Annotated in this window: 15 protein-coding genes and 1 pseudogene; 9 read left to right on the top strand and 7 right to left on the bottom strand. The window is 67.9% G+C overall.

All coding sequences use genetic code 11. From position 1 onward, the window contains the following. Window positions 1–261: pseudogene (locus ACWDKQ_RS20150) on the bottom strand (hypothetical protein); the annotation flags it as partial. A 127-nt stretch (window positions 262–388) separates the two neighbouring features. Here ACWDKQ_RS20150 and ACWDKQ_RS20145 point away from each other — a divergent pair. Both ACWDKQ_RS20145 and ACWDKQ_RS20140 read left to right on the top strand, forming a co-directional pair. Then, complete coding sequence (locus tag ACWDKQ_RS20145) at window positions 389–1903, top strand: hypothetical protein (protein WP_450140271.1); 1515 nt, start codon at window positions 389–391, stop codon at window positions 1901–1903. A 219-nt stretch (window positions 1904–2122) separates the two neighbouring features. After that, window positions 2123–2347, top strand: coding sequence for a hypothetical protein (locus ACWDKQ_RS20140; protein WP_450140270.1), 225 nt, complete (start codon window positions 2123–2125; stop codon window positions 2345–2347). A gap of 250 nt (window positions 2348–2597) precedes the next feature. Here the strand turns inward: ACWDKQ_RS20140 and ACWDKQ_RS20135 are convergent, their stop codons facing one another. Genes ACWDKQ_RS20135 through ACWDKQ_RS20125 form a run of 3 tightly spaced genes read right to left on the bottom strand, consistent with a single transcriptional unit; the run spans window position 2598 to window position 6259 of the window. After that, on the bottom strand, window positions 2598–3599 hold the full coding sequence (locus ACWDKQ_RS20135) for a zinc-dependent alcohol dehydrogenase (RefSeq protein WP_450140269.1): 1002 nt from the start codon (window positions 3597–3599) through the stop codon (window positions 2598–2600). Next, entirely contained in the window at window positions 3596–4471 is an 876-nt protein-coding gene (locus ACWDKQ_RS20130; RefSeq protein ID WP_450140273.1) for an alpha/beta fold hydrolase, read from the bottom strand. The genes ACWDKQ_RS20135 and ACWDKQ_RS20130 overlap by 4 nt, the downstream gene beginning before the upstream one ends. 12 nt (window positions 4472–4483) lie before the next feature. Then, window positions 4484–6259 carry an acyl-CoA dehydrogenase family protein gene (locus ACWDKQ_RS20125; RefSeq protein ID WP_450140268.1) on the bottom strand — a complete coding sequence of 592 codons (1776 nt, stop codon included), beginning with the start codon at window positions 6257–6259 and terminating at the stop codon, window positions 4484–4486. A gap of 378 nt (window positions 6260–6637) precedes the next feature. On the opposite strand from ACWDKQ_RS20125, the gene ACWDKQ_RS20120 reads away from it, so the two are divergent. From ACWDKQ_RS20120 to ACWDKQ_RS20090, 7 genes are all read left to right on the top strand, one after another. Beyond that, window positions 6638–7072: a hypothetical protein gene (locus tag ACWDKQ_RS20120; protein WP_450140267.1), complete on the top strand. Its 435-nt coding sequence runs from the start codon at window positions 6638–6640 to the stop codon at window positions 7070–7072. 318 nt (window positions 7073–7390) lie between these two features. Further along, window positions 7391–7690, top strand: a complete 300-nt coding sequence (locus tag ACWDKQ_RS20115) for a hypothetical protein (protein WP_450140266.1) — start codon at window positions 7391–7393, stop codon at window positions 7688–7690. A gap of 151 nt (window positions 7691–7841) precedes the next feature. Next, complete coding sequence (locus ACWDKQ_RS20110) at window positions 7842–8462, top strand: SGNH/GDSL hydrolase family protein (RefSeq protein WP_450140265.1); 621 nt, start codon at window positions 7842–7844, stop codon at window positions 8460–8462. A gap of 339 nt (window positions 8463–8801) precedes the next feature. Then, the gene (locus ACWDKQ_RS20105) at window positions 8802–12539 is read left to right on the top strand and encodes a beta-ketoacyl synthase N-terminal-like domain-containing protein (RefSeq protein ID WP_450140264.1); all 3738 of its coding nucleotides are present in this window, start codon (window positions 8802–8804) and stop codon (window positions 12537–12539) included. A 53-nt stretch (window positions 12540–12592) separates the two neighbouring features. Next, window positions 12593–15016 (top strand): SDR family NAD(P)-dependent oxidoreductase, encoded by a 2424-nt coding sequence (locus tag ACWDKQ_RS20100; RefSeq protein WP_450140263.1) that lies wholly within the window; start codon window positions 12593–12595, stop codon window positions 15014–15016. Between the two features lie 46 nt (window positions 15017–15062). Continuing rightward, on the top strand, window positions 15063–17213 hold the full coding sequence (locus ACWDKQ_RS20095; protein ID WP_450140262.1) for a beta-hydroxydecanoyl-ACP dehydratase: 2151 nt from the start codon (window positions 15063–15065) through the stop codon (window positions 17211–17213). Beyond that, entirely contained in the window at window positions 17207–18799 is a 1593-nt protein-coding gene (locus ACWDKQ_RS20090) for a PfaD family polyunsaturated fatty acid/polyketide biosynthesis protein (RefSeq protein ID WP_450140261.1), read from the top strand. The genes ACWDKQ_RS20095 and ACWDKQ_RS20090 overlap by 7 nt, the downstream gene beginning before the upstream one ends. Window positions 18800–19525: 726 nt before the next feature. Here the strand turns inward: ACWDKQ_RS20090 and ACWDKQ_RS20085 are convergent. The 3 genes from ACWDKQ_RS20085 to ACWDKQ_RS20075 are packed head-to-tail and all read right to left on the bottom strand — an operon-like array spanning window position 19526 to window position 23210. Further along, complete coding sequence (locus tag ACWDKQ_RS20085; protein ID WP_450140260.1) at window positions 19526–21058, bottom strand: AMP-binding protein; 1533 nt, start codon at window positions 21056–21058, stop codon at window positions 19526–19528. Continuing rightward, window positions 21055–21849 (bottom strand): enoyl-CoA hydratase/isomerase family protein, encoded by a 795-nt coding sequence (locus tag ACWDKQ_RS20080; RefSeq protein WP_450140259.1) that lies wholly within the window; start codon window positions 21847–21849, stop codon window positions 21055–21057. The genes ACWDKQ_RS20085 and ACWDKQ_RS20080 overlap by 4 nt, the downstream gene beginning before the upstream one ends. Then, complete coding sequence (locus ACWDKQ_RS20075; protein ID WP_450140258.1) at window positions 21846–23210, bottom strand: MFS transporter; 1365 nt, start codon at window positions 23208–23210, stop codon at window positions 21846–21848. Before ACWDKQ_RS20075 ends, ACWDKQ_RS20080 begins: the two co-directional genes overlap by 4 nt. Window positions 23211–23212: the final 2 nt, after the last annotated feature.

Raw genomic sequence — 23212 nt, 5'->3', positions numbered from 1 at the left:
GGTGATCCCGGCACCGGCACCGGCACCGGCACCGGCACCGGCACCGGCACCGGCACCGGCACCGGCACCGGCACCGGTGCCGGGGGCGGGGTCGGGGGCGGTGCCCGGGGTGGGAGTGGAGGGGGAGGTGGTGTTGCCGCCCAGTGGTTCCCGGTGGCGGGGCCAGGACGGGGGGCCGGGGCTGCCGACCGTGGTGACGGGCCCGAAGCGTCGGGGTGGTGTGTCCGGGCCGGTGGCGGGGAAAGCCGGTGTGAAGGACACGAAGAGGACGCGGGGAAAGGCGGACCAGGATTCACGGGAGGAGGCGGGCGAGAGTTCGCGGGGGAAGGCGGGCGAGAGTTCGCGGGGGGTTAAGCGGCGGAAGGTGGACACAGCCGCTGCTGGGGCTGTGTCCGGGAGTCCGGGTGACGGTGAGAGGGGGGAGCTCACGCCGACGGATCAGGCAGCACAGCAAGACCCGAGTGCGGAGCGGAAACGGAAACAGAAGGAACAGAAGGCGAAGAATTACCAGGAGAGAAAGGCTGCTGCCGCCCGGGTTGCGGAGTTGGAGGCGTTGCAGAAGGAGGGGCCGCTGACTGGCGAGCAGGAGGCGGAGCTGGCGGAGCTTCGACCGAAGGCACAGACGTGGCAGAAAAAGAAGGAATATGACGCGAAGTATCAACGGGCGGGAAGGGCTGCTGCCGCCCGGGTTGCGGAGTTGGAGGGGCTGCAGGAGCAGGGGCCGCTGACTGAGGAGCAGGAGGCGGAGCTGGCGGAGCTCCAGCCGAAGGTGGCGCAGCAGAAGCAGAAACAGAAGGACTCTGTCGCGAAGTATCAACGGGCGGGAAGGGCTGCTGCCGCCCGTGTTGCGGAGTTGGAGGGGCTGCAGAAGCAGGGGCCGCTGACTGACGAGCAGGAGGCGGAGCTGGCGAAGCTCCAGCCGAAGGTGGCGCAGCAGAAGCAGAAACAGAAGGAATCTACTGCGAAGTATAAACGGGCGGGAAAGGCTGCTGCCGCCCGTGTTGCGGTGTTGGAGGCGTTGCAGGAGCAGGGGCCGCTGACTGAGGAACAGGAGGCGGAGCTGGCGAAGCTCCAGCCGAAGGCACAAACGTGGCAGAAAAAGAAGGAATGGGACGCAAAGTATCAACGGGCAGTAAAGGCTGCTGCCGCCCGGATTGCGGTGTTGGAGACGTTGCAGGAGCAGGGGCCGCTGACTGAGGAGCAGGAGGCGGAGCTGGCGAAGCTTCGGCCGAAGGCACAGACGTGGCAGAAACAGAAGGAATGGGCCGCGGCTTGGTACCGGGCGGGAAAGGCTGCTGCCGCCCGTGTTGCGGAGTTGGAGGCGTTGCAGAAGCAGGGGACGCTGACTGACGAGCAGAAGGCGGAGCTGACGGCACTCCAGCCGAAGGCACAGAAGTGGCAGAAAATGAACGAAAGGTTGCTCCGGTTGAAGGCGGGGCGGGGACGGAAGAAGGCCGGGGAGGTGATGGAGACCGGGGTGGGTGGGCCCGCGGTAGTCGGTCGGGGTGCGGGGCCGGAAGGGGTGCCGGGGTGGACTGGGGCGGATCAGGACGGCCGGGACGCGTGGTCGGCTGACGCCGATCTGGATGCATGGCTTGCTCGGGCCGTGGCGGATGTAGACGGGGTGCAAGTCCCGCAGGATGCGCCAGATGCTGGAGTGATGCTGGGCGAGGGCGCTTACGAGGAGTTTCTCGAGACCGAGTTGCTCGCGTTCCTGGGACAGGATGCCGACAACGATGCTGCGGGTGCCGGCGGTGTCGGGCCGGTAGTCGGCGACGAGGATTTCACTGCGTTCCTTGATGAGTACGGGGACCCCGTCGGGTTGTTCGGGGTCGGGGCCGATGAGCTGGATTTTGGTGAGCCATTTCCGGAGGATGAGGTGTGGCCGGATACGGGGCGGTAACCGTGCACCGTGTCCTGGAAGTATTTGTCCAGCCCGCAGGATGTGTCGTCATCGTCGTTGGGGATGCGGCCGGGCGGTGTGGCGTCACGGCGCCTGCCGGCGCCGTGTACCGCTGAAGTCTGGCTACTGTCGGCTGTGCTGGTTCCAGGCGCGCGAAGACCGAGCCGTCGCCGCCGAGGACTCGCGCTCGAAGGTCGTGCTCGCCCCTACCTCCCGCATGTGCGGTATCGTCAGCTGTTCCTCGCCGGGATGACCAAGCGGTATGGCGAGAAAGGCCGACCGCGCAAGCTCCAGCCCCGTCCGACGGTGCGACCATTCAGCACCGGTGTGCAGTTGTCGCTGTTGACCACCGACGAACTCACCCGCGCCTACGACGCCGCGCAGTTCGACCTGCGCTCCGCCGTGGCCCCCAGGATCCGTGCTGAGCTCTTCTCACGTCGGTAGTCGGTAGGCGTGGTACCGATTGGCGCGGCGACCGGGTCGACGGCCGGGCCGCTGAACAGCGTTGTCGTTCCAGTAGCAGGCCGAGCGTGTCCACGATGAGGCCGTTTGCGCCCTGTCGTTTTCTTGCCCATATCGAACCCGCGCGCTTCGCCGCCCTCACTGCATTTTGATGGACTGGGCGTCGAGCACGGCCGCCGCCGGGTCCGCCGTGGGTCCGGCCTGGAGCCGAACCTGCTCATTGTCTTTGGTGTCACTTGCCGGGTGCGATCATGACTACTTGGTGGTCTCCGGGGTGTCTGGTGAGGGCGTCCATCATCGCTGAGACCGGTTCGGCGGCTAGGGGGACGATGTCGGTGATGATCTGCTTGATCGGGACGCGGCCGCTTCCGAGAAGTTCCAGGGCTGTCTCGAAGGCGCGTCTGTTCTGGGCGAAGCTGCCCACGATCTGGATTTCTTTGGTGATGAGGGCGACCGAGTCCAGTTCTGTGGGGCGTTCGTTCACTCCGAGTGCGACGACTGTTCCCCGTGTCCGCACGTGTCGGGTTGCGTCTGCGAGTGCGGTCACCGAGCCCACGCATTCGAACACTATGTCTGTTTCCGGGCCCGGCTTATCGATGTCCACGGTGGTGATCCCGGTCGCGGTCAGACGTGCGCGTCGTACGGGGTGTGGTTCCACCACCCGTAGGTTCTGGATTCCTCGTAGCCGCAGCACGTGTGCCAGCAGGAAGCCGACTGTGCCGCCTCCGAGGATCGTGGCGGTATCCGCTGGTGAAATTCCGGAGCGGTCGGCCGCGTGGACCGCGCAGGCCAGTGGTTCGGTCAGTGCCGCGTGCTCCAGCGGAACACCGTCGGGCACGGCGTACACCGTGTGCTCGGGGACGACGACGGCTTCGGCGTAGCCGCCGGGGCGTGTGCCCAGGCCAAGGGAACTCAGCCGCCAGGGCGCTATAGCGCACAGGTGGTTGTCGCCTTTGCGGCAGTCGTCGCAATCCCCGCAGCCTGCTTTCGGCCATACCACCACGGCCTGTCCCGCGGTCAGCCGCTGCCCGCCCGGTGCGGCGACGTGTCCGGAGATTTCGTGTCCGAGAACCGCGCCGGCCGGGACAACGTGCGGCATCGCCCGCAGGTGCAGGTCGGAACCGCAGATGGCGCAGAACGCTACGTCCACGCGTACCCAGCCGGGCTCGGGCTGACGTTGCTCGACCTCCGCGAGGCGCAGCCCGCGCTCCTCGGTGATGACCAGCTCTTTCAATTCTCCTCCACAGTTCTCTTAGTGGCCAGGAAAGCCCGGATCCGGGCGATGAGGACCTCCGCCTGTTCCTCGGCTGGGAAATGCCCGCAGGAGGCGATCTGCGCCCCCTCAAGCCGGGCGGCGTAGTCCCGCCACAGGTCGAGTACGGGCAAGGTCCCCACCAGCCCTTCGGCGCCCCACGCCACGTGCACGGGCATCGTCAGGCGGCGGCCGGCGGCCGCGTCGGCCTCGTCGGCTTCCAGGTCCTCATTGCCAGCGGCGCGGTAGTCGTCGAAGCTCGCGCGAAGCGCCCCGGGCTGTGCGTACGCTTGCGCGTAGTGCCGTAGGTCCGCCTCAGTGAATGCTTCGCGCCGGAACGCTCCGGCGGCCAGCATGAACCGGACGTACTCCCCGGCTTTTCCTTCGGTGAGGAACTCGGGGAGGTCGGGGACGAGGTGGAAGAGCCAGTGCCAGTAGGCGGCCCCGACCCGTGCGTTCATGTGCCGCCACATTTCCCGCGTCGGTACGACGCTGAGCAGCATCAGGCGGCTGATCTCGTGTGGCCGGTCCAGTCCCCACCGGTGGGCCACGCGTGCGCCCCGGTCGTGCCCGACCACAACAGCCTGCGTGTATCCCAGCTCGTGCATGAGTCCGCTCATGTCGGCGGCCATGGTCTGCTTGTCGTAGCCGCCCCGGGGCCGGCTGGACTCCCCGTATCCGCGTAGATCCGGCGCGACCACCGTGTGGTCCCGCGCGAGGACGGGCAGAACGTGGCGCCAGGCGTAGCCGGTTTGCGGCCATCCGTGGAGCAACAGCATCAGCGGGCCTTCTCCAGCGCGCCGTAGGTGCAGCCGCAGACCGCCCACCGTCCGCGTCTCTTCCCGTACCTGCATCGCCACGGCGGTTTACCTGCCCTTCGCTGGGAGGGGAATTCCTACGGCCCGCTGTGCTGGGAGGGGAATTCCTACGGCCCGCGCTGGGGAGGTGAATTCCCTCAGATAGCCGTCGTCGACCATGGGGGCGGTGACGAGTTCGGGCAGGGGCGCGAGCAACTCGGCCAGGAGATCGATCTTTTCCCTGTCGGCCGACACAGGCCGGTGCGGTTCCCGCAGCCGGTGTGCGGCGAAATCGGCTACCAGGTCCTCCATTATCTGCTGCGGCACCTGCGGGTCGGCGTCGTGTTCGCTCAGGATGAGGTCGAGCATTCGGGCATGAACGAGGGTGAGGGCCTCGGCATGGGTGAACGATCCGCCCGGACGGCCGCGCCACGCCTCGGTCAGCTCCTTCTCGACCCGCTCCGGCAGTGTCCCAGGCGGGCGTGAGGCGAACCGGTCCGAACGCAAAGCAGTGCGCGCCACTTGGTAGGCCATCACGGAGTTGTCGCCCGCGAAGGTCACATTGACCTCGAAATCGGTCCGCAGGGTGACGATCTGGTTGTGGCAGTGAAACCCCTGCGACCCGCACATCTCGCGGCACTCGGCCAGCACGTCCAGGACCAGCCAGGAGCCGCATTTTCCGGTCGCGGTGAGCAGGTGCATGTTTTTACGGCTGGGGTCGATGTGCCAGCCGCGTTCGACGCCCCTGACCACGGCGCGTTCCAGCAGGCGCAGCGCGAGGCAGCGCAGTTGAACCGGATACAGGCGGTCCAGGAACAGTGGCTCGTCCAGGAGGACCCTGCGGGTAGGCGTGCTGCGGGTTTCGCGGTGACCGGCGAACCGCCAGGTGAGGTGAGCCGCGAGTTCGGAGGCTCGTGCTCCGGCGCTGAGCGGGAAGATCCGTTCCTGGACGAAGGTCTCGATGGATTTCACGAAACGGGCACCGGCATCGGGAAGCGTGCTGGAAAAACGTCCGTCCGCGTCGATGCGCGAGTACCGCCCCATCATCGCCTCGCGGGGGAGCCGGACCGCGGTGAAGCGGGCACCGCCGACCTGGTTGGCCTGGATACCTCCCTTCGGGTCGCACGACAGGATCGTGATACCCGGCAGCGGAGGACCGTTCTCCTCGGCCCGCAGCGGAACACGGAACCAGTGGTGGCCGACATCTTCGCCATCGATGACAAGGCGGGCCAGGACCATACCGACGGTCGCGGCATGTTTGATATTCCCGATCCAGAACTTGCAGGCCGCGTCCGTGGGGGTATCCAGCGTGAAACTCTGCTCCTCGCGATTCCAGGAGACCGTCGTGCGGATCTCCCGCAGGTTGGTACCGCCACCGATCTCCGTGCAGCAGAACGCATAGACCTGGTGCATCCGCGTGATTTCGTCGTGGTACTCAGCGACCTGCTCAGGGGTGCCGTGGTTGAACAACGCGCTGCCCGCGATGAGGTGATCGGTGATGGTCGAGGTGAGCGCGAAATCGAAAGCGCCCGTCAGGCCCATCACCTCGCACATGGACCGGAACGCGTGCTCCCGGGACTGCCCCATCCACATGTCGTTGTCGACAAGCCCCTCCCGGAAGATCGCTTTCATCCGGCCGATGGTCAGGTCCATGTACTCCCGCACGGACAGATCGTCACGCAAGCGCGGATCGAACAACCCCTGCCGCAGCAGGTCACGCAACGCACGCCGGGAAGCGGAACCATCCTGTTCCACATCCACGGCAGTCAACCGTTCCGCCCCCGCGACATGGGCATGGGCATGGGTATCGAGATGTTGCCCGTAAGGGACTGCAGTTGCGGCCATGTGACCGAAATCCTCTCGATTCCTGGGCATCAACCATTTTCAAAAAAAGGGGACCGCGCCAGTCAGCAGAACCCATCCAACCGCCGTTCACCCACGGTGACGGGAAAACCGGGCGCGGCAAGACACACAGCTGGGCGGCCAAGAGAAACGCGCTCGCGAGAACGCCCAGATCGTGTAACGCGACCTACTCCAAAGAGGTGCTGGTACCGAGACGAGAGCGAGCGTGTCCTTGATCATTGTGTGAACATGACGCGCACGCGCGGTGATCCCGTCCCCGTCCGGATCGCGGCCAAGGACCAACTCGCCGCGCTGCTGGATGCCCACTGGTCCAGCGCGAAAGAGCTCTTGCACCAGGCGTGACCGGCGATCAGTCTGGCGTTGCTGACCACCACCCACGACCATTACTCACGCTATGGGATCCAAAGGCGAACACGTACACGCATAGAGCCAAACGGGCAACCGTCCTGCGCTTTTTTCTCGTTCACCCCAGCCTGCGACGGACATCGCATCAAGCACACCGACGCCGAGCTGGTGACGCTGACGGTGACTCAGGCGCTGCTGCGAGACGCCAGCACGCTGGCCGCCACCACGCAACAGTTGTCTACAGGGCTGGCCATTGCTGTTGCCAAGGTGGCACTGCGGCTCGGTGAACCGTTGCGTAGCGGGGCTGCCTGCACCGTAGGATTCATCCTGCTTGTGCTGACTGCGCTGAAAGCCACTGCCGGGGCGTTGCGCCTCCACCGGAATGCCGGCAACGCCGTGCGCACGCCGGGCACGCGGGCGAGCGCGACCTCCACCACGGAACTGATCTGAGACTGCCAGCAGTTGGACATTGCAGGCCAGCATGCAACGGCATGACACCAACGGCATAAGCAGGTCACAGCTGCAGAGGTGACTCTCCCGTTAGCAACGAGCAATTCAGGCAACCCCTGAGGGTACTTTCGGGTAGAACGAGAGTTTCGATCTTCTTATCCTTGAGTCCGCCGCATAGCTTTTTCACCGCAACCGCCCCGAGCGTGCGGGAAATCAGGTCGATCGCGAATCCACAGTGGACGTTGTTTCTGCCGCGTCTCTGATGCCACGCCGCAGGTGGGAATGTGCAGGTACGTGCCGGAGAAGGGGAGAACGACCGTGGCTGAGGTAGTGGAATCACCCTCACCCAACTCGTTGGAAGACGTACGCCCGCTACCGCATCCTAGATCCACGCGCCAGGGCAAAGTCGAACAATTCCCCGAATTGACACCGGCGTCGTTGATGGAGTTCACTACGGTTTTCTGGAGTTTTAAGAAATTCGCCGCCGCTGTCGAGCTGGAGCTGTTCACCAAGCTCTCCGGCCGCGGCTCGGCCACAGGTGTAACAGCGTCCGAGACCCTCGGACTGCCCGATAAGCCCACCGATCTGCTACTGGCCGCGTGTGTGTCTCCTAGCTGAGGTCCTGCGGGCTGGTCGTACATAAGACGGGGCTTCCCGCAGCTCGTGGAGCGACCGTAACTCCCGCTGGGGGTCCGCCACCCGCACCGCCACCCAAAACGAGTTCCGCAGGATCTAAGCGTTGTGTCCAGCTGAGAGCGAAGGAAGAGACATGCCGGCAATCCGTTTGGCAGCGCTGGGTGACAGCTTCGTCGAGGGCTGTGGTGATCCCGGTCTCGACGGTCCGTTCCACGGCTGGGTGCCCCGGCTGGCCGATCGGCTCGGGATCCCGCGCCGGGGCGTGCTGAACCTGGGGGTCCATCGGGCGACCACCCAGGACGTCGTCGACCGGCAGCTCCCGGTCGTGCTGGCGAGCAAGCCCCCGATGATCGGCGTGATCGTCGGGGTCAACGATCTCGTCAGCGACTACGACCCCGAGCGGTTCCGGCGCAACCTTGGGACGATCTATTCGAGTCTATGCGGCATGGACACCACGGTGTTCACCGCGGCCTATCCCGACATCCCGAAGAACCTGGCGGTTCCCGAGATTTTCCGGCGCCTGCTGCGGGACCGGTTCGCCGAGGCGAACTCCGTCCTGCGGGAGATCACCGCCGCGACCGGGACGCTCTGCCTGGACGTGACAGCGATGCCCGATTGGGCGCAGGCGCGGGTGTGGGCGGCGGACGGACTACATCCCAGCGCCGCGGGCCACCAGCTTTTTGCCGACCAGCTGACCGAATTCATCGCCCGGGCGACGGGACTGGTGCCGCCCGCCCTGCTCGTCGGCGGGTAACCGCACGACCGCCAGACCTGCCCCGCATTCCGCGACCGAGCCGACGAAGTCCCGGTGGCCCGCACACAAGGGGTTGTTTCAGAATGCGGCGTCACCCGCATGCGGTGTGGGACTCAGCTTGCACCGCCGCGAGTTCTCAGACATCGTCCTCGCGAGGACAGCCCCGACGCGTCGTATTCGGACATACGTGTGTCGGGATCCCACAGCGAGGCGGCGTCTGAGGTTCCGCTACCCGCCCCGCTACGCGAACCATTCTGCAACCACCCCTGAACCTTGCCCGACGCGGTGGTGCGTGTCTTTGTGCTGCCCGCGCACGAAACGACTTTGGGAGAAAACAACGTGAGCGAGGGTACAAATCCGACGGATCGGGACTTTACCGACCGGCGGCTGGCGAACAATCCCATTGCCATCGTGGGCATGGCGGGTCTATTCCCGATGGCGCGCAACTACCGCGAGTTCTGGCAGAACATCGTCGACGGCACGGACTGCACCGAGGAGGTGCCAGAATCCCGCTTTCGTCTCGAGGACTACTACGACCCCGACCCGTCGGTGCCGGACAAAACCTATTCGCACCGCGGCGGTTTCGTCCCGGACGTGGATTTCAGCCCGCTGGAATGGGGCCTGCCGCCCAACCAGCTCGATCTCACCAGCACGATGCAGCTGCTGAGCCTCGGCGTCGCCCGTGATGTCCTCCGGGACAGCGGGGCGGTGGGCTCGGCGTGGTACGACGCGTCCACCACCGGCTGCGTCCTGGGCACGACCGGACCGGTGCCGCTGACGCACCCGCTGGCCGCCCGGCTGTCGACCCCTGTGCTGAAGGAGGTCGTGCGTAGCTGCGGGCTGACCACCGAGGACGCGGAGCAGATCGCGGAGAAGTACGCCCAGGCCTTCACCCCGTGGGAAGAGAGCACCTTCCCTGGGCTGCTCGCCAACGTCGTCGCTGGGCGCATCGCGAACCGCCTCGGTCTGGGCGGCATGAACTCCACTGTGGATGCCGCGTGCGCCGCGTCGCTGTCTGCGATCCGGGTGGCCATCGCCGAACTGGTGGATGGCCGTGCGGACATGATGGTCACAGGCGGGGTGGACACCGAGAACTCCATCTTCGGGTTCATGTGCTTCAGCAAGACCCAGGCCCTGTCGCGCAGCAGCAAGATCAGCCCGTTCTCGGACGCCGCGGACGGGACGCTGCTCGGCGAAGGTGTGGGCATGCTCGCGCTGCGGCGGCTCTCCGACGCCGAACGAGACGGGAACCGGATCTACGCGGTGATCCGCGGCCTGGGTTCCTCCAGCGACGGCCGGTCGAACAGCATCTACGCCCCGCTGGCAAAGGGGCAGCGGGTGGCGCTGGACCGTGCCTACGCGGACGCGGACTGCTCGCCCGACTCGGTCGAGCTTTTCGAGGCACACGCCACCGGAACGCCGGTCGGCGACCGCACCGAGCTGACCGCACTGGGCGGCCTGCTGCGCGATTGCTCGGAGGAGCAACACTTCGCCGCGCTGGGAAGCGTCAAATCCCAGATCGGCCACACCAAGGGCGCGGCGGGCACTGCGAGCCTGATGAAGCTCGCGCTGAGCCTCTACACCAAGACGCTGCCGCCCACGATCAATGTCGAGCGCACCAACCCATCGGTCGACTTCTCCGACGCGCCGTTCTACGTAAACGTCAAGACCCGCCCGTGGATCCGCGACCCGCACCGCCCGGTGCGTCGCGCCGCCGCCTCGGCGATGGGCTTCGGTGGTACCAACTTCCACTTCGTGCTGGAGGAACACACGCAGGACCGCTCGGAGATCGAGACGTTGCACCGTGCCGCGCGTGCCTACCTCTGGCACGCCGAGACCCCGCAGGAGCTGCTGGAGCTGGTCCGGTCGGACGATCCGTGGCAGGACGACGATCCGATCCCGGCAGCGCACGCCCGGATCGGTTTCGTCGCCGCAGACGAGGCGATCGCAGAGCAACTGCGGGAACTGGCCGCCGAGCAACTCGCGGGCGCGCTGGACGCGGAGCACTGGACGCACCCGCGGGGTGTCTTCTACCGCATGCGGGCACAACCGGACATCAAGGTCGGTGCGCTTTTCACGGGCCAGGGCAGCCAGTACCTCAATATGGGCCTGGAAGCGGCGCTGAACAACCCGGCGGTCGGCGCGGCCTTCGACGCCGCGAACGCCTCGTTCGACGGGGCGAGCCCGCGGCTGGCGCAGGTCGTCTACCCGCCCACGCTGCTGGACGCCGAGCTCCGGCAGAACCAGGAAGCCGCGCTGCGCAAGACCCAGTACGCCCAGCCGGCGATCGGTGCGCTGTCGGCCGGCCAGTTCCGCTACCTGTCCTCGCTGGGCCTGAAGTGCTCCGGCTTCCTGGGACACAGCTTCGGTGAGCTGACGGCCCTGTGGGCGTCGGGCGCGATCGCAGACGCCGACTTCTTCCGGCTCGCGCGGGCGCGTGGAGAGGCGATGGCTCCGCCCGCCGACGAACCATGCGCCGACCCCGGCACGATGGCGGCGGTGCAGGCCGGCCGGGAGCAGGTCACCGAGATGCTGGTGGACTTCCCGGACGTCGTGGTGTGCAACAACAACGCGCCGGACCAGGTGGTCGTGGGCGGCGCCACTGCCGATGTGGAGGCCTTCGTCGTCGCGTGCGCCAAGCGGGAGCTGCCCGCCCGGCCGCTGTCGGTGGCAGCGGCCTTCCACACCTCGCACGTCGCGCACGCGGTTGAGAAGTTCCGGCCGGTCGTCGCGTCCGTCCGAATCGGCGAGCCGAGCGCCGCGGTCTACGCCAACAGCCCGGGTGCGAAGTACGGCACGGACCCGGACAGCAACGCCGAAACGCTGGTCCGGCAGTTGCTCGAGCCCGTCGAATTCGCCGAAGCCGTGGAAGCGATGTACGCCGATGGCTGCACGGTGTTCGTCGAGTTCGGCCCGAAGCAGGTGCTGACCCAGCTGGTGCAGCGCACGCTCGCCGACGAGCCGATCGTCGCGATCCCGGCCGACGGCGGGCCGCTGGGCGACAGCGACCTCTCGCTGAAGCAGGCGGCCGTGCGGCTGGTGGTGCTCGGTGTGCCGCTGAGCGGCATCAACGTCCACCTCGCGCCCGACTTCGACGAGGTCACGCCGACCGGGATGACCGTGCCGATCTCCGCCGCCGAACACGTGGCCGCCGAGCGCCGCGACGCCTACGAGACCGGCTTGACCGACGGCTTCGAGGTTTCCGCGCTCAGACGGGCGACCACCTTGCCCGCAACCGACATCCAGGCAGTGTCCACCATGGACGACGCCATGCACGAGAGGGAGCAGATGAACGACCCACAGGCCGCCGTACCCATCGCCCACGCGCAGGCGCCCGCCCAGCCGGGCATTCCGGTCGACGACGCGGTGCGTCAGCACGTCGCGCTGCACTCGCAGTACCTGGACGGTCAGCTTCAGGTCGCCGAGGCTCTGACCGGGCTGCTGCGCGACCATCAGCAGTGGGACCGGCAGGACTCGCGGCTGCCGGAGGTCGTGGAAAGCGTCAAGAATCAGAGCGTCGCGATCTCGCAGGCACACGCCCGGGCCAACGAGGTGCTAGCGGAACTCGCCACCCTCGAACTGGGCGGGCAGCGCTCCCCGGCGGCCCAGGCGACGGTGTTCGCCGAAGCCACCACCGTGCAGGCCCCCACACAGCGCGCGCTGAGCACCCGGCCGGCACCGGAACAGCTGCCGACCGCTCCCGCGCCGCAGCCGGCTGCTCCGGCACCCGCCGCGCCCGAACCCGCTGCGATGCAGGAGCAATCGAAGCCCGCAGCGGCTGCGGGGACCGTTTCGGGCGGAGTCGATGTGGCTTCGGTGAGGTCGGCGCTGCTTGAGGTGGTGTCGGAGAAGACGGGGTATCCGGTGGAGATGGTGGATCCGGGGATGGATCTGGAGTCGGATCTGGGGGTGGATTCGATCAAGCGGGTGCAGATTCTGGGGGTGGTGCAGGAGCGGTTTCCTGGGTTGCCTGCGGTGGGGCCGGAGCAGTTGGGTGAGTTGCGGACGCTGGATCAGATCTCCGGTTTCCTGGTGGCCAACGCGGGTGATGCGGACCCAAAAGTTCCGGCCCGCTGAGCGACGGGGCCGCGCCCGCCGAGGACGACCCGGCCCCCACACCTCGGCACAAGGTGGGGCTGGTTCCGCTTCCTGGTCGTGATCTGCTCGGTGACGCCTACGCCGCCGAGCCCGTGGCCGTGGTGGCCGACCGTGGCGGTGACGACGCCGATGCGGTCGTCAGCGGGCTCCGGGAGCGCGGCTGGACGGTGCGGCGCGTGGACCTCAGCGGCTCGCCGGCCGTGTTCGACGGCGAGACCACCGAACTGGAAAACCTTTTGGCGCAACACCTACAGGGGCGCGTGGACCTGTGTGTGAGCCTGCTGGACGGCGATACGTGGGATGCCGGCGTCAGGCAGGTCGCGGAGACGATCCTGGTCGCCAAGCACGCATACGCCGCGCTCACCGAAACCGCCGAAGCGGGGTCGAGGGCGGGCTTCGTCACGGTGACACGCCTCGACGGCGGTCTCGGACTCCGGGGCGGGCGCCCCGCGGCGGAGGCGCTGACCGGTGGAGTCGGCGGCGTGGTCAAGACGCTGGCCTGCGAGGCACCCGGCGTGTTCTGCCGGGCACTCGACGTCGACCCGGACGTGGACCGCGACGACTTCGTGGCCGCGCTGCTCGGGGAAATCGCCGACGCGGCGACAGACACCGCCGAAGTCGGCGTCGACGCCGCCGGAGCCCGGTGGACCGTGGTGCCCGGTGAGTTCCGCTTCGCCGTCGCGCAGCGAGACGAGATCAGCGGCGACGTCACGGACGTCAGGATCGACGCCGACGACACGCTGGTCGTCACCGGAGGAGCTAGGGGAGTCACGGCGCTGTGCGTCCGAGCGCTGGCGCAGCACACGGAGTCGGCGTTCGTCCTGCTAGGCCGCACGGAACTCGCCGACGAGCCGTCCTGGGCCCGGGGCGTCGCCGACTCCGGGCTCAAGGCCGCGGCGATCGAGGACATCAAGGCCGGCGGCGAGCGCCCCACACCCCGCGAGGTCGAGCGGCGCTACCGCGACCAGATCGCCCAGCGGGAAATCCGCGCGACGATCGAAGCTGTACGCCGGGCAGGTGCGGAGGTTAGCTACATCGCGGTCGACGTCACCGACCCCGCTGCCGTCCGCGCCGCGCTGGCTCCGCTGCGGGACCAGATCACAGGTGTGGTGCACGGAGCCGGGGTGCTCGCCGACGCGCACCTGACGGACAAGACCGGCCACGAGATCCACCGCGTGTTCCAGACCAAGCTCACCGGTCTGCGCACGGTCCTCGACGTGCTCGACACCGATTCGCTGCGTCACCTCGTGCTGTTCACGTCCGTCGCCGGCCTGCTCGGCAACGCGGGCCAGGCGGACTACGCAGCGGCGAACGAGGCACTGTGCCGGCTCGCGGCGAGCTGGAAGCGGCAGCGCCCCGACTGCCACGTCACGGCGATCGACTGGGGCGCGTGGGACGGCGGGATGGTCACCCCCGAACTCCGCGACCTCTTCCACGCCCGCGGCGTGCGGCTGCTGGAGCCCGAGGCCGGCGCCCAGGCGTTCGTCGAGCAGTTCGGCAAGGAGCACGCCGACGACGTGTGCGTGCTGGTGGGTGAGGCCAAGTCGCTGTCGGCAGGCGACCCGGGCGCGGCGGCGTCGTTCACCGCGCATCGCGACATCGCGACGCTGGCCGGAGATCCGGTGCTCGACGCTCATGTCGTCGGCGAACACGCGGTGCTGCCCGCCACGTTCGGCCTCGGCTGGATGATCCACGTCGCCGAACGCGCGCACCCGGGACGGCGAGTAGTCGAGGTTCGTGATTTTCAGGTGTACAAGGGGATCGTGTTCGACGGCTCGCTGGTGGGCAGCCAGCACGTCGTCGTGGAGCCGGCCGGTCATGCGGACGGCAATGCGCTCGTAAAGGTGTCGGTGCGCACCGACACGGGCGCAGCGCAGCCGGTGCTGCACTACGCGGCGACGCTCGTGCTGTCCGCGTCGCTTGCGGCCGCGCCGGTGGTGTCCGGCTGGACAACCGGATCTCTGGGTGAAGGCGGATCTCTGGGTGAAGGCCCGGAGAACGGACTCGACATCTACCGTGACGCGATCCTGTTCCACGGTCCGCAGCTGCAAGGCCTGCGGCGAGTGCTCCACCAATCGGACGATCGGCTGGTGCTGGAGTGCCGGCTTCCCGACACCGTGGTCGGCCTCGGCGCCTACCGGGGAGAACTGCACAGCCCGGTGCTCTGCGACCTGCTCCTGCAGGGACCGTCGGTGCACGGCAACCGGCTGCTCGGGCAGGCCAGTCTGCCGCTGGGATTCGGGCGGGCGGAGTACTTCGAGGCCCTGCCCGGCAACGAACCGTTCGTGCTGGTCGTCGATGACGTGCGGCAGGCCGCGGCCGCCCTCACGGTCACCGCCACGGCCTGCGATCAGCAGGGACGTGTGCTGCAGCGGTGGCACGACATCCAGATGGTGGCGACGCCGGAGATGTCGGAAAAGTTCCGCGAAGGCACCCGGCGGTGGCTGGCGAAATGAGCACGCGCACAACGCCGAGTTGGGGACACCCGGAGGAGAAGCAGCGATGAACGACGAACTGGAGGAGCTGGGCTTCGACGGAGAGCCCTTCAACCCCTTCGCCGGGGCCATCGGGGAGCCGCCTGGCGGGGCGCAGCCGGCTCTGCAGCGGACATCGGTGGCAAGGCAGGTTCCGGTGACGCAGCCGCCACCGGCAGCCGACCAGACTGCGGGAACCAGCCACATCGCCGCCGTGGCGCGGGAAATGCGCAGCGCAGTCGCCAACGCACACCGGAGTGCTCTGCACGCGCAGGTGCTGTTGCAGGCCAGGACTCTCAGCCAGTGCGGCGTGGCGCTCGCGGCGCCGGAGCCAGCACCCGCCTCCGGGGCACGGTTCTTCGAGGTCGTCGACGGGCACATCCGTCCGATCGGCGTCCCGCCGTCGGTGCGGGGCGTGCCGTTCGTGACGACCGAAGCCCGCTTCAAGCCGCTGGCCCGGAGCGAGAAGACGCGGCTTCGCCGGGACGATCTCGGCCGGCTGACCGAAGGAGACATGGCCGGGGTTTTCGGCCTGGGCTACCTCCAACCCGGCTGCAACCCGTCGGTGAAGCTTGCGGCAGGAGCGACGTTGCTGCTGGGCGAGGTCACCCAGATCGAGCTGCGCGGCGGAAGCAGCGGACGTGGCCACGTGGTCGCATCGGCGGGGCCGCTCGACGGCACGCCCGAGTCGCTGCTCGCGGCGGCCGGTCAGGTGGCCGAGATCTTCGTGCTGTATCTGGGTTTGCACCTCTGCCTCGCGGACGCGACCTTCGTGCCCGGCGACGGCAGTGGTGAGCCGGCACGCAGAGAGGTCGAAATCGCCCGGCCCGGTCCGCTGCGCTCCGCGGAGATCCGGCTCGACGTCACCGACGTCGATCTCGTTCCCCGGCCGCACGTCCGCGCCAATGTGGAAGTCCGCTGCGGCGGCGCGGTGGCCGGGCGGGTCCTCGGTCTTTCCCTGGCACTCGTGGAGAAACCCGGCGTCCCGATCGGGCCGGCTCGCGGTGGCATCCTCCCCGCGTTCCTTGGGAGATACTCCGCGGCCGGTGAGCAGACGATGATCAGCGAGTTCCACATCGCGCACTTCGCCCGCGGCAGCCACGGGATCGCCTTCGGCCCGGAGTTCGAGCACTACTCCGACCGCAGGGCGACCCGGGTGCCCGACCGGGGACTGACGATGGTGGACCGGCTGGTGTCAATGGACGGCAGGCGTGGCAAGCTCGACGGCGCGAGTTATGAGACCGAGTACGACTCGCCCGCCGATTCCTGGTATTACGCCGACACCGCCAACGCTTCCATGCCGAACACGGTCTACATGGAGACATCGCTGCAGTCGGCGTTGTCGATCGGGTACTTCCTCGGGCCGACATTGTCCGATCCGGAAAGGGCCCTCAGCCTCCGCAACCTCGGCGGAACCGCAACCGTGCTGCGTGAGGTCGATCTGCGGGACAAGACAATCCGCCAGCAGTCCAAGCTGCAGTCGACCACGCTCAACAACGGCGCGTCGCTGCAGAGTGTCTCTTACACGATGCTCGTGGACGGCGAGCCGTTCTACACGGGCGAGACTCTGTTCGGCTACTTCAGCGAAGAGGCCATGGCTAACCAGACCGGCCTGGACGCGGGCCGGAACGTGCCGACTTGGCTGGAGGCGCAGCAACCGTGCCCGGCTACCCGCACGATCGACGTGGCTGCCCGCCGCGCCGACCCGTCCGCCCCGCTGTGCGCTCGCGACCACCTCGCGTTGCTGGATGAAGTCCAGGTCGTCGACGAGGGCGGGAACTACGGGAAGGGCTATCTCCGCGCGGTCCGCCGGATTGACCCGGACGACTGGTTCTTCGCCCGGCACTTCCCACGCGACCCGGTGATTCCCGGTTCGCTGGGCGTCGAGACGGTCATCCAGGCCATGCAGGAATGGCTGCTGGACGCGGGACTGGGTGAGGGAATGTCAGATCCGGGATTCATTCTCCCGGTCGGTGCGCCGTCCACCTGGAAGTACCGCGGCCAGTTCCTGCCCACCGACGGTGAGGCCACCCTCGAAGTGCACATCAAAGACGTCCGCCGCGGGCCGGGCCGCGTGCGGGTGACCGGCGACGCCAGCATGTGGAAGCCGGGCCTGCGGATCTATGAACTCACCGACATCGCGGTCGAACTGCGCGAAGAAGGAGCACAGCCATGGTGACGCCGACCGGCGTGGTACCTGAGGTCGGGCGCGACGCGGCTTCGGTCCACGCGCACCTGCTGAACCTCGACCGGCCGTTCTACCTGGTCAGAGACGCCCACGGCATCGCGGCCGCGGGCAGCGCCGAGCATGCGCCGGGCACCCAGGTGCTCGCCGCCGTGCCCCCGCTGCCCCCCTCGGCGCTGGGGGACAAACGGTTCCTCACCGCCCACGGTGTCCGGCAGCCTTACATGGCGGGCTCGATGGCCAACGGGATCGCCTCGGCGAAGATGGTGATCGCCTTGGCCGAGCAGGGTTTCCTCGCCTCTTACGGTGCGGCCGGGGTCGTCGCACAGCGGGTCGACGAGGACCTCGCGCACATTCGCGCCCGCCTGCGGGGCATCCCCTTCGCGTGCAACCTCATTCACAGCCCGAACGAGCCGGCGATGGAACGGTCGACGGTGGACCTCTGCCTCAAGCACGAGGTCCGCACCATCGAAGCGTCGGCGTTCCTCGACCTGACGCCGCAGATCGTGCGGTACCGGCTGGCGGGCCTGACCCGCGAGGCCGGCGGGAAGGTCGTTGCGAACAACAAGGTCATCGCTAAAGTCTCCCGCACGGAGGTCGCCGAGAAGTTCCTGCGCCCCGCACCGGAGGCCATGGTGCGGGAACTCCTCGCCTCGGGAGCGATCACGGCCGACCAGGCCGATTGGTCGCGCCAGAGCCCCGTGGCCGACGATGTCACCGCCGAAGCGGACTCCGGCGGCCACACCGACCGCCGGCCGCTGGTCGTGCTTCTCCCGGAGATCATCGCGGTGCGCGACCGCGTGCAGCGTGAACTCGGCTACGGGCAGCAGGTCCGGGTCGGGGCGGCCGGGGGCATCGGCACCCCGCAGGCGGCAGCCGCCGCGTTCGCCCTGGGCGCCGCCTACGTGGTGACCGGCTCGATCAACCAAGCCACGGTGGAGGCGGCGCAGTCGTGGGAAACCAAGCGGCTGCTGGCCGGGGCGGGCGCGACCGACTGCGATATGGCGCCCTCGGCCGATATGTTCGAAATGGGCGTCGAAGTGCAGGTTCTCAAGCGCGGCACGATGTTCGCCACCAAAGCGAGGCGCCTCTACGACGTCTACCGGGCCAACGACGGGATCGAGTCGATTCCCGCCGCCGAGCGCGCCAGCATGGAGGAGCGGATCTTCCAGCGACCGCTGGAGGACGTGTGGCGGGACTGCGTCAGGTTCTTTCAGGAGCGCGACCCCGAGCAGATCAGCCGGGCCCAGGACAACCCGAAGCGACGGATGGCGTTGATCTTCCGGTGGTACCTGGGACTGTCCTCGGGCTGGAGCATTTCCGGCGCCCAGGGGCGGGTGGCCGACTACCAGATCTGGTGTGGTCCCGCGATGGGTGCATTCAACAACTGGGTCGGCGGAACCTACCTGGCCGCCGTCGAGAATCGCCGCGCGGCGGAGCTGGCCACCCATGTCATGCGTGGTGCCGCGTTCGTTAGCCGGGTGACGCAACTGCGCCTCGCCGGGGCCCGGCTGCCCGCCAGTGCCCGTTCGTACGTCCCCCTACCCCCGGAGTCCGGCGCAGGGAGGAATCATAACTAAATCCATCGTCGTCAACCCCTCGCCATCCGCTGCGGACTCTCCTGGCTGGTGTGCCCGGGCTGCTCGACCATGCGGTATCGCAAGCGGTTCGCGCGTGCCCACCAGGTGTGGCCGGAACGCGGCAGGCACTCGCCGCTGACCGCGCGGCAGCGGATCGGCCTGCTGCTGGACACGGACTCGGCGGAGCAGCTGGACTTTTCTTTGGCCGACAGCGATCCGCTCGATTTCACTGACACCAAGCCCTACACCGAACGCCTGCGGGAGGCCCGCGCGCACCGGTCTCGGCGAGGCGATTCTGTGCGCCCGCGGTCACATCGACGGCAACCGATGTGGTCGTGGCCCGCATCGTCTTGCCGTCGACAGCGACCGCCTCAGCGGGCTCCTGCATCGTCCAGCCGGATAAGGCCCGGTCAAGCTCGTCATGATCGACTTTGGCCGGGGACCGGGAGAAGGTCCAGTTCGACGGCGTGCCCGACCACGAACACGCCGAGTTCGGCCAGCAACCGGGTCGGTCCGGCGCCGCCCCCGCCGTATGCCGATCCCGCGCCGCACGCCCACGCGGCGTGGGTGGTGACAGTGCCAAGCAGCTGCGCCGCCGCCGCAGTAGCGATGGCGGTTTGGAAAGCGTCTTGCGTCCATCGCAGACCCCAGAAACATCGCCTCAAGCCGCGAGGTCACATCGGCAGCGAACAGCGTTGCGGCGTCCATGCCAGGCTTGGTGGCGGTTTACGCGCTTCGGGTGTCGAAGGAGTCGTTGGTCTCCCGCGACAGCAGCGATTTCTGGATGCGCTGGCTCGGCGTCTTCGGGAAATCGTCCACTACGGCGACGTAGCGTGGCACCTGGAATCGGGCGAGGCGTTGCTCGCACCAGGCGACGAACTTCGCCGGGTCGAATGCGGTTGGGTCGGTGACGGTGAGGAACACTTTGATGTCCTCGTCGCCTTCCTGGGCGGGCACGCCGATTACGGCGCTCTCGGTAATCGCCGGATGTGTGTTGACGATCGCTTCGACTTCCCAGGCTGAGACGTTTTCACCCCGGTGCCGCAAAGAGTCGGTCAGCCTGCCGATGAAGTGCAGTGCTCCGCCGGTGAATCGGCCGCGGTCGCCGGTCCGCCACCACGGGCCGCGGTGGGACCGGGTGGTGGCCTCGTCGTTGCGGAAATAGCCTGGTGTCACGAGGCCCTCGACCAGCGGGCGCAGCACGATTTCGCCGGTCTCGCCGTCGGGAACCGGCCTGCCGTGCTCGTCGTGCACCTCGACGTCGAACCACGGCAAGGCCTGGCCGATGCCACTGCCGAGGCCGGAGACGTTTGCCGTCGAGATGCTGGACGCCTCCGTCATCCCGTAGCACTCTCGGATGTGCAGGCCGAATCGCGTCTCCGCCTCTCGCCACGCCGCACTCGTTATGCCGCCACCCCATGAGACGCGCACACCGTTGTCGTGTTCGGCGGCCCCGTGCGGGCGGGACAGCAGTATCGGCAGGATTCCGCCGAGGTGGTGAATGTGCGTCGCGCCCGTGTCCGAGACCTGCGACCAGAAAGCCGACGCACTGAATCGCTCGACAAGCGCCAGCCGCACCGGCCGCAGCAGCGGCAGCAACAGCACCTGCGCGCCGCCAACGTGGCATAGCGGCTCCCACAGGAAGAACACGTCGCCCTCCTGCGGTGCGCTGACCTCCGCCGCTCCCAACGCCGCGGCTCGCAGCATCCGATCGGTGACCTGCACTCCCTTGGCCGGTCCCGTCGTGCCCGAGGTGTACATGATGCTGACGACATCGTCGCCGTGCGGCTGGGACGGCGGCACGGTCGTCCCGCCGCGTCGCCACGGTGGATGCGTCCCCGGCGTGTACTCGACGACGCGGGCCATGGCATCGCTGGGAAGCTGGTCGGCATAAGCCGGGTCGGCGATGAGCATGCTCGGATCGCTGTCGGTCAGCACATGGGCCAGGGGCTCACCGCGGAGCCGGGTGTTGACGGGCACCCATACCGCTCGCATGCACACCAGCGCGTGCACGAGCACCACGTGTTCCAGATGGTTGGGCAGCATCACCGCCACCCGGTCGCCGGGGCGGACGCCCAGCGCAGCGAGCCCTCGCTGGGCCTCCTCGACGGTCCGGGCAAGATCACCGAAGGTGACCCGTTCCCCTGCACAATCGGCGTAGGGCTCGTCGCCACGCTCGACCGCGGCAGCGGCCAGCAGCTCCGGAACCGTGGGACCGGTAAGCACGGCAAGGTGCTGCCCGGTGAGTTCGACGGTCACGACCGGGCGCTCCCGTTCGCCGCGGCCTTCCTCGCCTTCCTGCTTTCGAAGAACTCACGCATCACCTGCTGCGGCTGCCCGGATGCCCAGGCACGTCGGTCGATCGAGGCCGCCGCGGTGTAGGCCTCGCGCAGCCCCGGCAGCAGATTCTGCCGGTAGCGCTCCTTGGTGAGCGCGACCGCGACCGTCGGCAGCGCCGCGATCTCGTGCACCACCTTGATCGCCTTGTCCAGCACGTCCTCGCGGGGCACCACGTGGTGGACGAGCCCCACGGACCGCAGCTCGTCGATCTCCATCAGCCGGGCGCTGAGCATCAGCTCCAGCATCCGCGATGTGCCGACCGCCCGTTCGGTGAGAAACATGCCGGTGATGCTGGGGATTCCGGAACTGACCTCGGTCTGTCCCATTTTGACTTCGGGGTGGGCTACCCGTACGTCGCAGAGCAACGTGAACTGGTAGCCCGATCCGGCCGCGACCCCGTTGATCGCGGCGACTACCGGTTTGTCGACATCCAGCACGGATTCGTAGAGGGCGCGGAAGTTCGCCAGCCACCCCTGGATGTCCTCGGGATCGAACTCGGCGGTCTCGGCCAGGTCCTGTCCGGCGCAGAACGCCTGTTCGCCCGCACCGGTGAAGACGATGCCGCGCACGGTGTCGTCGGCCGCCACCGTGACCACCTGCTCCCGCACCTGGTCCTGCATCCGCATGGTCCAGGCGTTGAGCGCTGCGGGCCGGTTCAGAGTGATCACGGCCACGCCGTCGTGAGTCTCGACCAGGATCTCGCCGCTCATCGGTCAATCCTTTCCTTGGAAGTGAAACTGGTGTTGTCGGCACGGAGCATGGAGATGCGGGAGGTCTCCGGCAGTGCCCGGATCGGGATGAGCGCCAGCAGCGCCAGCGCGATGAGGAAGAACGCGGGCGCCAGCTTGTTGCCGGTCAGCAGCACGAGGTACTGGCCGACCAACGGTGCCGTGCCGCCGAAAATCGCGTATGCGATGTTGTAGCCGACAGCGGCGCCGGTGTAACGGACTGCGGCCGGGAACAGCTCCGCCTGCGCCACCGCGACGACCGAGGCCACCGCCGTCAGGGGCAGCGTGATGAGTAACTGACCGACGATGGCCAGGGCCAGCCCACCACTGCCGGCGATGAGGTATCCGGGAACCGCGAGCGCCGCGAGCGCGATCGCACCGCCGAAGATCACCCGTTTTCTGCCGGACCGGTCGCCCAGCATCCCGGCCAGCGGGATGAACACGCTGTAGGCCAGCAGGGCCAGACTGTTCGACGCGAGCGACGTCGTTGCGTTCAAATGGATAACGCTCTGCAGGTAAGTGGTGAAGTAGCTGGAGACGGTATAGAAGGCGACGGCGTTGAGCGAGGCGATCCCGACCAGTACCAGCATTTCGCGCCGGTAGCCGATTAGCACCTCCCTCAGCGGCGCGTGCGCGACCTTCTTGGTCCTCTCCAGTGACCGGAACACCGGGGTGTCGTCTAGCCGCATCCGCAGGAACAGCCCGACCAGCGCGAAGGGTGCCGCGACGAGGAAGGGCACTCGCCAGCCCCAGCCCGCGTAGGCAGCGTCACCCATCCACGTGTTGAGGACGAGGATCAGCAGCGCGGCCACCGCGAAGGGAATGGTCTGTGTGCTGTTCGATAGGCCGCTCCAGGTCCCACGCCTATCGCGCGGCGCGTACTCACTGAGGAACGTCGCGCCGCCGGAGGACTCGCCGCCGGCCGAGAAACCCTGGCACAGCCGCAACACCGTCAGCAGGATCGGCGCCGCGATACCAATTTCGTGGTAGGTGGGTAGCACTCCCATGAGGGTCGTGCTGGCGCCCATCAGCGTGAGGATCACGACCAACGTGTTGCGCCTGCCGATCCGGTCGCCAAGGCGGCCGAAGAAGAGGCCACCCGCGGGCCGGGTGACGAAGGTCAGCCCGAAGACCGCCAAGGTGCCCAGCAGTGCGGCGGCGTCGTTGCCCTGCGGGAAGAAGAGCTTGGCGATCACTGTCGAGGAGTAGGCGTAGATCGCGAAGTCGTACCACTCCACGAAGTTGCCGGCGGACACGCCCGCGAGCGCACGCATCGCCATCCGGCGGCCCTGCGGGGTGTCGAAGGCGGTGTTCGTCGAAGTCGTTGCTGCGTTGGCGTTCATGG

The organism is Saccharopolyspora sp. NPDC000995 (assembly GCF_053599315.1).
The sequence above is the reverse complement of the archived record's forward strand: the minus strand, read 5'-3'. Positions and strand labels throughout refer to the sequence as shown.

What these genes read in the sequence shown, in the direction of transcription:
- ACWDKQ_RS20095 (WP_450140262.1), top strand. Translation starts at nt 15,063, where the DNA reads ATGAACGACGAACTGGAGGAGCTGGGCTTCGACGGAGAGCCCTTCAAC.
- ACWDKQ_RS20075 (WP_450140258.1), bottom strand. Translation starts at nt 23,210, where the DNA reads ATGAACGCCAACGCAGCAACGACTTCGACGAACACCGCCTTCGACACC.
- ACWDKQ_RS20130 (WP_450140273.1), bottom strand. Translation starts at nt 4,471, where the DNA reads ATGCAGGTACGGGAAGAGACGCGGACGGTGGGCGGTCTGCGGCTGCAC.
- ACWDKQ_RS20090 (WP_450140261.1), top strand. Translation starts at nt 17,207, where the DNA reads ATGGTGACGCCGACCGGCGTGGTACCTGAGGTCGGGCGCGACGCGGCT.
- ACWDKQ_RS20110 (WP_450140265.1), top strand. Translation starts at nt 7,842, where the DNA reads ATGCCGGCAATCCGTTTGGCAGCGCTGGGTGACAGCTTCGTCGAGGGC.
- ACWDKQ_RS20125 (WP_450140268.1), bottom strand. Translation starts at nt 6,259, where the DNA reads ATGGCCGCAACTGCAGTCCCTTACGGGCAACATCTCGATACCCATGCC.
- ACWDKQ_RS20080 (WP_450140259.1), bottom strand. Translation starts at nt 21,849, where the DNA reads ATGAGCGGCGAGATCCTGGTCGAGACTCACGACGGCGTGGCCGTGATC.